This window comes from Nocardioides ochotonae, from assembly GCF_011420305.2.
In the GTDB taxonomy this organism is placed as follows: Bacteria; Actinomycetota; Actinomycetes; order Propionibacteriales; family Nocardioidaceae; genus Nocardioides; species Nocardioides ochotonae.
The window spans coordinates 441,850-454,748 of the sequence record NZ_CP061769.1; the positions used below are offsets into that span (position 1 = coordinate 441,850).

The window sequence follows — 12,899 nt, forward strand, 5'->3', positions numbered from 1 at the left end:
AGGGGTGAAGGAGTTCTGGATCTACACCGGCCTGCGTGCCCTGCTCTTCGTCGCGGCGCTCGGCGTCGTGTCGGTGGTGTGGTGGCTGATCACGGGCGGCGTCGACCTGTTCTTCGCCGTGATCGTGGCGTTCCTGATCAGCGGTTTCAGCTCGCTGGTCCTGCTCGACAAGTACCGCGAGGCCTTCGCCCTGCGGGTGCAGCAGCGCGCGGACCGGGCGGCCGCGAAGTTCCAAGAGCGCGCGGCCAGCGAGGACGACGACGAGCGCTGACGCGCTCCTCCTCCTGCTCCTCCGCTCCCCGGGGTAGGTGCTTCTCGGCGCAGTTGCGCGCACGCCACCCCGCGGCAACCCCCACGAGCCACCCGCGCCGCTGTGGCCACGGGCACGTTTGTGCGCCTCGGGCCGGAGGCAGGCATAAGGGGAGGTCGTCTCGATCAGCGGCGCCGCCGTACGGCGACCTCCATCCAGCACCGGGGGATCCTTCATGCGCCATGCCCGTTCTGTCCGTCGCTCCGTCGCCGCCCTCGCCTGCGCCGGCCTGCTCTCGCTGACCGCCTGCTCGGGGGACTCCGAGCCGGAGGCGAAGGAGGGCGGGAGCAGCGAGGCGCCGGCCGGCGACATCGCGGAGGACGCTGCCGAGGACACCGCCGCGGACGCCGAGGCGACGCCGGCCGAGGGGCAGCCCGACTGGGCGTACCCGCTGGCCACCGCCGGTGAGCTGATCTCCACCTTCGAGGTCGGCGACATCACCGTCGAGGTGCACCAGGTCGGCACCTCCACCGCCGACCGGGACGGCACCTTCGTGGACTCCGAGACCAAGGAGCCGCTGCTGGCCGAGGGCGACGAGATCGTGTTCGTCAACTACGTGATCACCAACAACGGCGACCCGATCGACCTGGGACCCAGTCTGGTCAAGATCACGCCCCGCTACGACGACTGGACGCAGCTGATCGGCATGGAGGGCGTGTTCGACATCGAGCAGTTCGACGAGCTCGGCGTGAACATCGGAGCCCTGGGCCCCGACGGCTACCGCGAGCCGGCGGTGTACACCTTCGACACGGGCGAGACCTACTCCTACGCCCAGAACTTCATCTACCAGAAGGACTCGCCGATCACCTTCACCGCCGAGGCCGTCCCGGTCGACGCGAAGGGCGAGATGCTGCTGCGCAAGCGCCTCGACGGCAGCGGCACGGGCACCATCCGCTGACCCGCGCCGCGGCCTCAGGCCAGCACGAGCGCGGCGGCCACCAGGACCGCCCAGGCGACCTCGGCGAGGCCGGTGGACTGGATGACCGGGACCAGCGCCGGCCCGGTCGCCGTCGAGCGGACCGTGCGCAGCCCGGGCAGCGCGGGCACCACGAACAGCAGCCCGACCAGCGCCCACCACGTCGTCACCGCGGCGACCGCGACGACGGAGGCGGCCGCGACGGCCACCAGGGCGACGTACAGGCCGCGGGTGGCGGGGTCGCCGAGGCGTACGGCGAGGGTGCGCTTGCCGGACACGGTGTCGGTGGGGATGTCGCGCAGGTTGTTGACGACCAGCACCCCGCAGGCCAGGGCGCCGATGCCGATCGAGGCGAGCAGCGCGGCGACCTCGAAGGTCTCGGTCTGCACGTAGGTCGTGCCGACCACCGCGACCAGCCCGAAGAAGACGAAGACCATGACCTCGCCCAGCCCGAGGTAGCCGTACGGCGTCGAGCCGCCGGTGTAGAACCAGGCGGCCAGCACGCAGATCACGCCGACGGCGACCAGCCACCAGGCCGTCGTGGCGGCGAGCGCCAGGCCCAGCACACCGGCGACCCCGAAGGCGGTGAACGCCGCGCGCTTGACCGCACCCGGCGTCGCCACCCCGGACCCGACCAGGCGCATCGGCCCGACCCGGTCGTCGTCGGTGCCGCGGATGCCGTCGGAGTAGTCGTTGGCGTAGTTGACGCCCACCTGCAGCGCCAGGCTCACCCCGAGGGCGAGCAGCGCCTTCCACCACACGAACCCGCCGGCGTACGCCGCGACGCCGGAGCCGACGAGGACGGGTGCGATCGCGGCGGGAAGGGTGCGGGGGCGGGAGCCGGCGAGCCACTGGGCCGGCGTCGGAGTCGAGGGAGCCACGAGGACTGATTCAACCCGCCCCCGGCGCCGCTCACGCGGCCGGGTCCAGCTCGTGGCGCTCCAGGAACCGCTCGGCCATCCGCGAGGAGGGGTGGATCAGCACCGTGGCGAGCACGATGATGGCGGCGATCAGCAGCCAGCCGGTCGCGCCCCACTCCATCGCCAGGTAGGTGTAGACGGCCGGCGCCCAGACGTAGCCGAGGGTGTTGCCGAGGTTGCCGGCGCCCTGGTACTCCCCGCGCCGGTCGGGGTCGGAGAGCTCGGACTCGAAGGCCCACCCGGCGGCGGAGAGGAACAGCTCCGCGCCGGTGACGGTGATGTGGCCCAGCCACACCAGCACGATCGTGGTCCAGCCGAGGGTGTCGTGGGTGACCAGCGTGATCAGGCAGGAGACCACGAAGAACCCGCTGCTGATCCGCGAGGCCCGCAGTGCTGTGGGCAGGCCGCGCACCGTGCGCGCGACCATCATCGGCAAGAAGATGCACATCACCGTGTTGGTGCCGAACAGCAGCGCCAGCAGCACCCGGGGCGCGTCGGTCTCGGCGATCAGCCACAGCGGGATCACCGTGTGCAGCAGCACCTGGTTGGTGCCCAGCACGCCGCCGAAGAAGGAGGTGAGCAGGTAGCCGGGGTTGCGCAGCGCGCCCGGCACGAGGCGCTCGGCCTCGGCGTCCTCGATCGCCCCGCTGACCGCCTGCTCCAAGGCGCTGGGACGCTCGCGGTGGGGCGCCTTCGGCAGCCGGGTGATCCAGTAGGCGTTGCCGAGCATGAGCACGGCGGTGAACACCGGCAGCGCGGTCACCACGGCGTCGCTGTCGAAGGCCAGGGCGATGCCGCCGATCGCCGCGCCGCCGGTGAAGCCGAGGTTGAGCGCGGCGTACATGTAGGCCTGCGAGGCGACCCGCTCCGCGCGCGGCACCAGGTCGAGCACGTAGGCGCCGCGGGCCGCACCGCCCGCGCTGTTGACCACCTCGAGCAGGATGCTGACCACGAGGAACGCCGCGAACCCGTCGATGAACGGCCAGGCGGCGTAGGTGAGCGCGGTGCCGACCGCGCCGAGCGCCCAGGTGCGCTGCGGGCCGATCCGGTCGGCGAGCTTGCCCGCCGGGACCGCGACCAGGAACGACGCGACGCCGGCGAGGGTGATGCCGAGACCGACCTGGGCGGGCGTCAGACCGACGACGGTGGTGAAGAAGACGGCACTGGCGGTGATGAAGGTGCCGTCGCCGACGGCGTAGAGCACCGACTGGACCGAGAGGCGGCCGGCGAGCGGGGTGGGCGGTTTGAACTGGTCCAGACGGGATGGCACGGGGAGATCAGAGCACGCGGGGATAGCGTTCGTCCCGTGAGTTTCACGTCCGCGTCCACCGCCGCCACCGTGGCCACGCTCCGCGCGTGGCTGGAGTCACACGACGAGCCGGCACCCTGGGTGGTCGAGACGTCCGGGTCGACGGGCCGGCCCAAGCGGGTGCGCCTGTCGCGCCGCGCGGTGCTGGCCTCGGTCGAGGCCTCCGTGCGTCGCGTCGGCGCCTCTGGCGGCTGGCTGCTCGCGCTCCCCGCGGCATACGTCGCCGGGGTGCAGGTCGTCTGTCGCTCGCTGGTCGCCGGGCACGAGCCGGTGCTGCTCGAGGACCACCCGTCGTTCGCCGCGGCGGCCGCGGCGATGCCGGCGGGAGACCGGTTCGTCTCCCTGGTGCCCACCCAGCTCCAGCGCCTGCTCGCGGACCCGGAGTCCGCGGCGGCGCTCGCGACGTTCCACACGGTGCTGCTCGGCGGCGGCCCGATCGACCCGGCGCTGCGCGAGCGCGCCCGGGCGGCCGGGGTGCGGGTGGTGGCGACGTACGGCTCGGCGGAGACGGCGGGCGGATGCGTGTACGACGGCCTGCCGCTGGACGGGGTGGCGGTCGCGATCGGGGACGACGGGCGGGTGCGAATCAGCGGGCCGACGCTGTTCGATGGCTACGAGGACGACCCCGGGCTGACCGCGTCCGTGCTGGTCGACGGCTGGTTCCTCACCTCCGACGCCGGGCGCCTCGACGAGGACGGCCGGCTGCAGGTGCTCGGCCGCCTCGACGACGTGATCGTGACCGGCGGCGTCAACGTGCCCGGGCCGGCGGTCGCCGCACGGTTGCGCGCGCACCCCGGCGTCCGGGAGGCCGAGGTGCTCGGGGTGCCCGACGAGGAGTGGGGCAACCGGGTGGTGGCGTTCGTGGTCGGGGACGTGGGGCTGGCTGGGCTGCGCGACTGGGTGGCGGCTGAGCACCCGCGCTCCTGGGCGCCGCGACAGCTGGTCGCGCTCGACGACGTACCGCTGCTGGCCAACGGCAAGCCGGACCGGCTGCGGCTGCGCGCGCTGGCCGCGGAGGAGGACGCATGAGCGGGCCCGAGGTGCACGTGTGGTCGGTGCCGATGCGCGCGCGGTTCCGCGGGATCACGGTGCGTGAGGGGATGCTGCTGCGCGACCCCGAGAGCGGCCGGTGGGGGGAGTGGAGCCCGTTCCTGGACTACTCGCCCGAGATCGCCGAGCCGTGGCTGCGCGCCGCCGAGGAGGCGAGCGCCGGGGACTGGCCCGCGCCGCTGCGCGACCGGGTGCCTGTCAACGTCACCGTGCCGGCGCTGGGTCCGGAGGAGTCGCACGCGGTGGTGCGCCGCGGGGGCTGCGCGACCGCGAAGGTCAAGGTCGCCGAGCCCGGGCAGACGCTCGCCGACGACGTGGCGCGCGTGGAGGCGGTGCGCGACGCGATCGGGCCCGCCGGGCAGGTGCGCGTCGACGCCAACGGCGGCTGGTCGGTGGACGAGGCGGTCGCCGCGATCCGGGCGCTCGACCGGGCCGCGCGCGGGCTGGAGTACGTCGAGCAGCCGTGCGCGGAGGTCGAGGAGCTGGCCGCGGTACGCCGTCGGGTCGAGGTGCGCATCGCCGCCGACGAGTCGATCCGCCGGGCCGCCGACCCCTACCGGGTGCGCGACCTGGAGGCCGCCGACATCGCGGTGCTGAAGGTGCAGCCGCTGGGCGGGGTGCGCGCCTGCCTGCGCATCGCCGAGGACATCGGGCTGCCGATCGTGGTCTCCTCCGCGCTGGAGTCGTCGGTCGGCATCGCGGCGGGCGTCGCGCTGGCCGCCGCGCTGCCGGAGCTGCCGCACGCCTGCGGGCTGGCCACCGTGCAGCTGCTCACCGACGACGTGGCTCGCGAGCCGCTGCTGCCGGTCGACGGGATGCTGCCGGTCGCGCCGGTCGAGGTGGACCTCGACTCCCTCGCCAGGCTCGCCGCCGGCCCCGACCGGGTGGCGCACTGGCAGGCCCGGCTCGCCGCGGTCCGCGGCGTACGGAAGGATCGGGCCACGTGACCCGTTCCGCCACCGCCCTCGCGCGCGCCGTCGTCGAGGCGCTGCTGGAGGCGGGCGTGCGGGAGGTCGTGCTCTCCCCGGGCTCGCGCAACGCGCCGCTGTCGTTCGCGGCCTTCGACGCTGCCGCGACCGGGCGGCTGCGGCTGCACACCCGGCTCGACGAGCGCTCCGCGGGCTTCCTGGCGGTTGGGCTGACCAAGGTCGGCGCGCGGGCCGCGGTGCTGTGCACGTCGGGCACCGCGGTCGCGAACCTGCACCCGGCCGTGCTCGAGGCCGCCCACTCCGGGCTCCCGCTGGTGGTGCTCACCGCCGACCGTCCGGCCCGGCTGCGCGGCACCGACGCCAACCAGACCACCGACCAGGTGGGTATCTTCGGCCCGCTGGTGGCCACCGCCGACCTCGACGCGGAGGTGCTCGACGGGTCCGGGCTGCCCGCCCTGGTGGCGGACGGGCCGACGCACTGGAACGTCCAGCTCGACGAGCCGCTGGTCCCCGAGGACCGGTGGCTGCCGACGCCCGGCGGCGCGGCCGCCGCGCCGGGGCCCCGCGAGTGGGTGGAGCTGAGTGGCGAGGTGACGCTCGAGGTCGGAGACAAGCGCACCGTGGTGGTGGCCGGCGACGGCGCCGGGCCCGCGGCGCGGGTGCTGGCCGAGCGCGCCGGGTGGCCGCTGCTGGCCGAGCCGACCAGCGGGGCGCGCACCGGCACCCATGCGGTCCGCAGCTATCGGCTGCTGCTGGACACCGAGCTCGGTGCGCAGGTCGAGCGGGTCGTGGTCGTCGGACGCCCGACGCTGTCGCGGCCCGTCAGCCGGCTGCTGTCGCGTCCGGACGTGGAGGTGCTGGCGGTGCGCCACCCGGGTGCGTGGGCGCGGCCGCCGTGGCCGGCGACGATGCTCGACGCCGTGCCAGGGCTCACCGGTGCTCCGCTCGGCGCGGCTGTCTCCGGCAGCGAGGGCGCGGTCGACGGCGGCTGGCTGGCCACCTGGCGCGAGGCCGACCGGGCGCTCTCGGCGCAGGTCGACGCGCTCGTCCAGAGCGGCCCGGACCTCACGCCGTACGCCGTGGCGGGCGCGGTGAGCCGCGCGCTGCCGGCCGGCGGGCTGCTGTGGGTGGGCGCCTCGAACCCGATCCGTGACCTGGACCTGATGGCCGCCCGTCACCCCGTCGGGCAGCACCGCAAGGTGGTCGCGAACCGCGGCCTGGCCGGCATCGACGGCGTGCTCTCCAGCGCGATCGGGGCCGCGCTCGGGCGCCCGCGCGGCACCCGCAACCTCGCGCTGGTGGGCGACGTGACCTTCCTGCACGACTCCAACGGGCTGGTGCTGGGCCCGGCCGAGGCGCGCCCGGACCTCACCATCGTCGTGGTCAACGACGACGGCGGCTCGATCTTCGCGACCCTCGAGCAGGGCGCGCCGGCGCACGCCGACCCGTTCGAGAAGATCTTCGCCACCCCGCACGGCGTCGACCTCGCCTCGCTCTGCGCCGCGACCCGCACCCCGCACTGGCGCGTGGACTCCCTGCCCGAGCTCGAGCACGCCCTCGCCAGCCCCAACGGCGGCATCGAGGTGGTCGAGGCCGTCGTACGCCGCGACACCCGCCGCGACCTCGACCGCGCCCTCCGCGCCCTGCGCCCCTGACCCGCGGGTTGAATCGAGACTTTCTCCCGTCGAGTCGAGACTTCCGGCCACGCCACTCTCGACTCGACGGTCGGAGGTCTCGACTCAACCGTCACAACCCTCGACTCAACCGTCGGTGAGGGTGTCCTCGAGGGTGCGGGGCGGGTGGCCGGCCACGCGCTCGACGTCGGGGCTGACCTCGGCGAGCGCGCCGTCGCGGATGGCGGTGTAGGTGCTGACCCAGGCGTCGAGCTGCCAGTCGGGGGCGCCGTACTGCTCGCGCCGCCAGGCGTAGGCCGCCTCGGTGCTCTCGTCGACGAAGCGCAGCTCGCGGCCCAGCACGGCGCCGGCCCGCGCGGCGACCTCGGCGAGGGTGAGCGCCTCCGGCCCGGTCAGCGTGTACGTCGCGCCGCGGTGGGCGCCCGGGTCGCGGAGCACCGCGGCCGCGACGGCCGCGACGTCGGCGCGCGCCACCGCGGCGACCCGGCCCTCGCCGGCGGGACCGCGGATCACCCCGTCGGCGTCGGCGAAGTGCGGCAGCACGTCGAGGTAGAAGCTGTCGCGCAGGAACGTGAACTCCAGGCCCGACCCGCGGATCGCCTGCTCGGTGTCGAAGTGGTCGCGGCCGAGGGTGAAGCCGGCATCCGGCGCGGCCCCCGCGAAGGAGGTGTAGACGATGTGGCGCACGCCGGCCTCGACCGCGGCGCGCACGAACGTGCGGTGCTCCGTGCGCCGGTCGGCGGACTCCGACGCCGAGACCATCAGCAGCGTCTCGACCCCGTGCAGCGCCGCGATCCCGGCGTCGAGGTCGCCGTACTCGCACACGCGGATGTCGGTGTCGAGGTCGGGAGCGCGGTCGGGGTCGCGCGCCAGCAGGCGCAGGTCGATGCGGAAGTCATCGGAGAGTCGGCGTACGACCAGCCCGCCCAAGGCGCCGGTGACGCCGGTGACGGCGAGGGTGCCGGCGCCGCTCGGGCCGGTCTCGGTCTCGGGGGTTCCGGGGGCGCTCATGGCGGCCAGCCTAGGCAGACGTGCGTGGCGCGGAGCCCCGACGAAGCCTCGGCCCGGGCGCGGACAGCGGCCGCTCGCGGGGCGCCGGGGCCACTAGCGTGGGCCCATGAGGATCACGAAGTTCGGACATGCCTGCGTCCGCGTCGAGCACGGCGGCACCACCGTCGTCCTCGATCCCGGCATCTTCGCCACCCCGGAGGCGCTCGACGGCGCCGAGGCGGTGCTGATCACCCACGAGCACGCCGACCACTACTCCCCGGAGCTGCTGCGCGGCACCGACGCGGCGATCTGGACGATCGCCGACGTCGCGGCGAAGATCCGCGAGGACGCTCCCGACGTCGCCGAACGGGTCACCGTCGTCGCCCCGGGCCAGCGGCTCGACCTCGGCGGCCTCGGGGTTCGTGTGGTGGGGGAGAGGCACGCCGTGATCCACCCCGAGATGCCGCGCATCCACAACAGCGGCTACGTGCTCACCGGTGGGGACACCTCGGTCTACCACCCCGGCGACTCCCTCGTCGCCCCGCGCCAGGACGTCGACGTGCTGCTGGTGCCGTCCTCGGCGCCGTGGCTGAAGAGCTCGGAGGCGATCGAGTTCGCCCGTGAGGTCGGCGCCCCGCGCAACCTGGCGATCCACGACCGGGTCTACTCCGACTTCGGCCTCGGCATCCTCGCGCAGCACATGGGTGCCCTCCTGGGCACCGGCCAGGAGTTCCTGCGGCGCGCGGACGGCGAGGACCTGGACTGACGCCTCAGGTCCGGCGGCGTCGTACGACGGACGCCGCGGCGACCGCACCCAGCCCCAGCAGGCTCGCGCCGAGCCCGGCGCCCACCCACGTCCACGCGGCGCGGGTGTCGGGGGTGGTGCGGTCGTCGTGAGGCAGGACTGACGGTGCGACCGCAGTCCCGACGGGGTCGCCGGCGGGGACTCGCACCGATCCTGCCGGCCAGGCCGTGCACGGGTTGACCTCGCCCTCGGCGGGCGCGAACACCCAGCGCTGCGGGCTCGAGTACCCCGCGGGGATCGCGCCGCTGTCGTCGATCCAGGCCGACCAGCCCACCAGATCGACGTCGAGCCACCACCGCTCGGGCACGTGGGTGTCCGCCGGCGCCCGGTTCACCGCGTCGACCGAGACCAGGATCCGGCTGCCGTCCTGGTCGCTGGCACCGTCGACGATGCGGCCGGTGACCAGCACGTCGGCGTCCCGGATCAGCGGCTCGGGCATCGCGCAGGACAGTGCGGCGGCGCCGGGCGCGGTGAGCGCCGGCACGACCAGGGCGGCCGCGGCGAGGGCGGGTGCGACCAGGACTCGGCTCATGGGGCTACGACGCCCCCACGCGCCGAGCGGTTCCGGGCCAGGTTCTGCGCAGCCCTCAGGGGACCAACGAGTCGCGCACCGGCACGAACTTGGCCTGCGACTCGGCCAGCTCGGACTCCGGGTCGGAGTCCGCGACGATGCCGCAGCCGGCGAAGAGCCGGATGGTGGCGCCCTCGTGGGAGGCCGAGCGCAGCGCGATGCCCCACTCGCCGTCGCCGCTGGCGTCCATCCAGCCCACCGGTCCGGCGTACCGTCCGCGGTCCATGCCCTCGATCTGCGAGATGAGCTCGGTCGCGGCAGGGGTCGGGGTGCCGCCGACGGCGGCGGAGGGGTGCAGCGCCTCGGCCAGCTGGAGCGAGGAGACGGTGGCCGCGTCGTGCACGACCCCGTTCACGTCGGTGGCGAGGTGCATGACGTTGGGCAGGTGCAGCACGAACGGCGCCTCGGGCACGTTCATCGAGGAGCAGTGCGGCTCCAGGGCGTCGGCGACCGAGCGCACGGCGTACTCGTGCTCCTCCAGGTCCTTGGAGGACCGGGCCAGCGTGGCGGCCAGGGCGAGGTCGCGCTCGTCGTCGCCGGTACGCCGGATGGTGCCGGCCAGCACACGGGAGGTGACCAGGCCGCGCTCGCGGCGCACGAGCATCTCCGGGGTCGCGCCGAACATGCCGTCGACGTGGAAGGTCCAGCACATCGGGTAGCCGGCGGCGAGGCGGCGCAGCGGCCAGCGCACGTCGACCGGCTCGGTGGCGGTGGCGATCAGGTCGCGGGCCAGGACGACCTTCTCCAGGTCGCCGGCGCTGATCCGGGCGACCGCGTCGGCGACCGCGGACATCCACTGCTCGCCGTTGAGCGCGCCGTCGGCGTAGGTCACCCCGGCGGGGGGCGCGGGCAGGTCGGTGGGGGTGAGGGCGGGCTCCTCGAGGGGCTCGCCGCGACCGACGGTGGTGATCCAGGCCCGGTCGCCACGCCGCCCGACCAGCACCGAGGGGACCACGAGCACCGAGTCGCCGGGCTCGTCGGCGAACGCGAACGCGCCGAACGACACCAGCCCGGTGCCCGGCTCGCGCACCTCGTCGCGGATGTCCGCGCGGGCGGTCGTCTCGGTCCACCACTTGGCGGCATCGGCGAAGCGGGTGCTGCCGCTCGTGCGCAGCTCCGCGGCCACGCCCCAGCCCACCAGCCCGTCGCCGCGGCGCAGCCAGGTCAGCGGGCGCTCGGCCGGAAGCAGGTCCAGCAGCGCGTCGGCGGTGGGTAGGTCCAGCGGCCGGGTCCGGGCCACGAGGGTGCCCGCCTGTGCCTGGTCCCCGGCGGTCGCGCTCGTCGTCACCCGCACGAGACTACGCGCGAGAGCCACGTCACCCGGCCGCCGGTCGACCGGGGGTCGCACAGGTGTCGTTCAGCCTGGGCCGTTACCGTCGCGTGCGTGACTTCCACGCCTCCTGCTCTGCGCGTCCGCGGCCTCGTCCTCGGTGCGGTCCTCCTCGGGCTCCTGGTGGTGCTCGCGGTGGTGCTGCCCAAGCTCACCGCCGAGGACTCCATCGAGCTGCCCGAGACCCTGCCCGGTGGCTTCACCGCCGTCGACCTTCCCCGCGACGGCGACGACGAGGAGGCTGCCGGCCCGGGTACCGACCCCGAGCTCCAGGGCAAGCTCTTCGGCGCGTCCGCCGAGCAGCTCGAGGCGCTCTTCGGCGCCCCGGCCGCGGTGCGGATGTACGCCGACGAGAGCGGCGCCCAGCAGCTGCGCATCGTCGCGGTCGACGAGGCCCCGGGCCCGTTCCTGCCCGACGGTCCGCCGTACGACCCGGCGCTGGTCGGCGCCGAGCGCCTCTCCAGCGAGCTGGTCGAGGTCGACGGTGCGGTGTGCAACGTGCTGTGGGCCCAGGCCGTGCCCGAGGGCCAGGAGATCCCCGAGGGTGACCCCGTCTTCGTGCGCTGCCAGCTGAGCGACACCGACGCCACCTGGCAGGTCGAGGCCGAGGGCGTCCCCGCCGAGCGGGCCGTCTCCGTCCTGCAGGACCTCGCCGGCTGATCGCCGGGTCCGGCGTCGCCGGACCACCCGAACGCCGCAGCGGCCCGGGCTCCTCCATCGAGGACCCGGGCCGCTGTGCGTGTCGGCGCAGGGTCGGCGCATCGTCACCCGGACCCCGATCCGCACCTGCTCGGGCTGGTCCGGGGGTGACCGCCTAGGCTTCGCGGGTGGCCCGCGCAGAACTCGACAAGCAGCCGATCGACGTCCGGCGGATGTTCGACACCGTGGCGAAGCGGTACGACCTCACCAACGACGTGCTCTCGCTCGGGCAGGACCGGCGCTGGCGCAAGGACGTGATCGACGCCGTCGACCCCCGCCCCGGGGAGCTCGTGCTCGACCTGGCCGCCGGTACCGGCACCTCCAGCCAGCCGTTCGCCGACCACGGCGCGACGGTGGTGCCGTGCGACTTCTCCCTCGGCATGCTGCAGGTCGGCAAGCAGGCGCGTCCCGCGCTGCCCTTCACCGCCGGTGACGCCACCAAGCTGCCGTTCGCCGACGACACCTTCGACGCGGTGACGATCTCCTTCGGGCTGCGCAACGTGGTCGACCCGCTCGCCGGCCTCGCCGAGATGCACCGCGTCACCAAGCCCGGTGGACGCCTCGTGGTCTGCGAGTTCAGCCACCCGACCTGGGCGCCGTTCCGCCTGGTCTACCTGGAGTACCTGATGAAGGCGCTCCCCACGATCTCGCGCGCCATCTCCTCGGCCCCCGACGCCTACGTCTACCTCGCCGAGTCGATCCGCGCCTGGCCCGACCAGCGCGGCCTCGCCGACCTGGTCGCCCAGGCCGGCTGGCAGGCGCCGCAGTGGCGCAACCTCTCCGGCGGCATCGTCGCCCTCCACCGCGCCACCGCCTGACCCCTCGCCGACTCGGGCAACCACAAGCCCCGACTCGGGCAACCATCAGCCCCGACTCGGGGGAGGGTGAGGGCGACGCGGAGCAGGAAAGTCACCCCCCGGCGTGCGTCGCGTTCCGCGCGGTGGCAGTATGTGGGCAACGCCACTTCGTGATTCGTTTCACAAGGTCACAAGTAGTGCGGACCCGGTCGCCACGCGCAAGGAGGAACCGTCGGTATGGAGCTCTACACGCCGGTCCTGGTCCTGGTCGCGATCGCGACCCTCTTCGCCGTGGGATCGGTCGCCGCCGGCGCCGTGATCGGCCCGGCCCGCTACAACCGCGCGCGGCTGGACTCCTACGAGTGCGGCATCCAGCCGACGCCGCAACCGGTCGGTGGCGGGCGCATCCCGGTGAAGTACTACATCACCGCGATGCTCTTCATCGTCTTCGACATCGAGATCGTCTTCCTCTACCCGTGGGCCGTCCACTTCGACGCGCTGGGCCTGTTCGGCCTGGTCGAGATGGTCCTGTTCCTCGCCACCGTCTTCGTCGCCTACGCCTACGTGTGGCGCCGCGGCGGACTGGAGTGGGACTGAGGGCGGCCGGAGGCGCCGGGCAGCGACCCGGCACCACGGCTG

Annotated in this window: 14 protein-coding genes; 9 read left to right on the forward strand and 5 right to left on the reverse strand. The window is 74.3% G+C overall.

The window, feature by feature from the left end; genetic code table 11:
- Positions 1 to 4 precede the first annotated feature (4 nt).
- Both HBO46_RS02170 and HBO46_RS02175 read left to right on the forward strand, forming a co-directional pair.
- The gene (locus HBO46_RS02170) at positions 5 to 271 is read left to right on the forward strand and encodes a DUF4229 domain-containing protein (protein WP_166137353.1); all 267 of its coding nucleotides are present in this window, start codon (positions 5 to 7) and stop codon (positions 269 to 271) included.
- Positions 272 to 485: 214 nt separating this feature from the next.
- Positions 486 to 1,208 carry a hypothetical protein gene (locus HBO46_RS02175; protein WP_166137350.1) on the forward strand — a complete coding sequence of 241 codons (723 nt, stop codon included), beginning with the start codon at positions 486 to 488 and terminating at the stop codon, positions 1,206 to 1,208.
- Between the two features lie 14 nt (positions 1,209 to 1,222).
- Here the strand turns inward: HBO46_RS02175 and HBO46_RS02180 are convergent, their stop codons facing one another.
- Both HBO46_RS02180 and HBO46_RS02185 read right to left on the reverse strand, forming a co-directional pair.
- Entirely contained in the window at positions 1,223 to 2,107 is an 885-nt protein-coding gene (locus tag HBO46_RS02180; RefSeq protein WP_166137347.1) for a 1,4-dihydroxy-2-naphthoate polyprenyltransferase, read from the reverse strand.
- Positions 2,108 to 2,138: 31 nt separating this feature from the next.
- On the reverse strand, positions 2,139 to 3,416 hold the full coding sequence (locus HBO46_RS02185; RefSeq protein ID WP_166137344.1) for an MFS transporter: 1,278 nt from the start codon (positions 3,414 to 3,416) through the stop codon (positions 2,139 to 2,141).
- Positions 3,417 to 3,452: 36 nt separating this feature from the next.
- Between HBO46_RS02185 and HBO46_RS02190 the strand changes: the two genes are divergently transcribed.
- From HBO46_RS02190 to menD, 3 genes are read left to right on the forward strand one after another with little or no spacing between them, the layout of a single operon-like run.
- On the forward strand, positions 3,453 to 4,484 hold the full coding sequence (locus HBO46_RS02190; RefSeq protein WP_224769336.1) for an AMP-binding protein: 1,032 nt from the start codon (positions 3,453 to 3,455) through the stop codon (positions 4,482 to 4,484).
- On the forward strand, positions 4,481 to 5,452 hold the full coding sequence (locus tag HBO46_RS02195) for an o-succinylbenzoate synthase (RefSeq protein ID WP_166137341.1): 972 nt from the start codon (positions 4,481 to 4,483) through the stop codon (positions 5,450 to 5,452). The genes HBO46_RS02190 and HBO46_RS02195 overlap by 4 nt, the downstream gene beginning before the upstream one ends.
- Positions 5,449 to 7,089, forward strand: coding sequence for a 2-succinyl-5-enolpyruvyl-6-hydroxy-3-cyclohexene-1-carboxylic-acid synthase (menD, locus tag HBO46_RS02200; protein WP_166137339.1), 1,641 nt, complete (start codon positions 5,449 to 5,451; stop codon positions 7,087 to 7,089). Before HBO46_RS02195 ends, menD begins: the two co-directional genes overlap by 4 nt.
- Positions 7,090 to 7,194: 105 nt before the next feature.
- Here the strand turns inward: menD and HBO46_RS02205 are convergent, their stop codons facing one another.
- On the reverse strand, positions 7,195 to 8,079 hold the full coding sequence (locus tag HBO46_RS02205) for an SDR family oxidoreductase (protein WP_166137336.1): 885 nt from the start codon (positions 8,077 to 8,079) through the stop codon (positions 7,195 to 7,197).
- Positions 8,080 to 8,185: 106 nt separating this feature from the next.
- On the opposite strand from HBO46_RS02205, the gene HBO46_RS02210 reads away from it, so the two are divergent.
- A complete protein-coding gene (locus tag HBO46_RS02210) occupies positions 8,186 to 8,824 on the forward strand; it encodes an MBL fold metallo-hydrolase (RefSeq protein ID WP_166137333.1) in 639 nt (212 codons plus the stop codon).
- Between the two features lie 4 nt (positions 8,825 to 8,828).
- Here the strand turns inward: HBO46_RS02210 and HBO46_RS02215 are convergent, their stop codons facing one another.
- Positions 8,829 to 9,395, reverse strand: coding sequence for a hypothetical protein (locus HBO46_RS02215; RefSeq protein WP_166137330.1), 567 nt, complete (start codon positions 9,393 to 9,395; stop codon positions 8,829 to 8,831).
- Between the two features lie 55 nt (positions 9,396 to 9,450).
- The gene (locus tag HBO46_RS02220; RefSeq protein ID WP_166137326.1) at positions 9,451 to 10,722 is read right to left on the reverse strand and encodes an isochorismate synthase; all 1,272 of its coding nucleotides are present in this window, start codon (positions 10,720 to 10,722) and stop codon (positions 9,451 to 9,453) included.
- A gap of 96 nt (positions 10,723 to 10,818) precedes the next feature.
- On the opposite strand from HBO46_RS02220, the gene HBO46_RS02225 reads away from it, so the two are divergent.
- The 3 genes from HBO46_RS02225 to HBO46_RS02235 all read left to right on the forward strand — a co-directional run bounded on the left by HBO46_RS02225 (position 10,819) and on the right by HBO46_RS02235 (position 12,857).
- Positions 10,819 to 11,424, forward strand: a complete 606-nt coding sequence (locus HBO46_RS02225; RefSeq protein ID WP_166137324.1) for a hypothetical protein — start codon at positions 10,819 to 10,821, stop codon at positions 11,422 to 11,424.
- Between the two features lie 167 nt (positions 11,425 to 11,591).
- The gene (locus HBO46_RS02230; protein WP_166137321.1) at positions 11,592 to 12,281 is read left to right on the forward strand and encodes a demethylmenaquinone methyltransferase; all 690 of its coding nucleotides are present in this window, start codon (positions 11,592 to 11,594) and stop codon (positions 12,279 to 12,281) included.
- 216 nt (positions 12,282 to 12,497) lie between these two features.
- The gene (locus HBO46_RS02235) at positions 12,498 to 12,857 is read left to right on the forward strand and encodes an NADH-quinone oxidoreductase subunit A (protein ID WP_153321937.1); all 360 of its coding nucleotides are present in this window, start codon (positions 12,498 to 12,500) and stop codon (positions 12,855 to 12,857) included.
- The last annotated feature ends 42 nt before the right edge of the window (positions 12,858 to 12,899 follow it).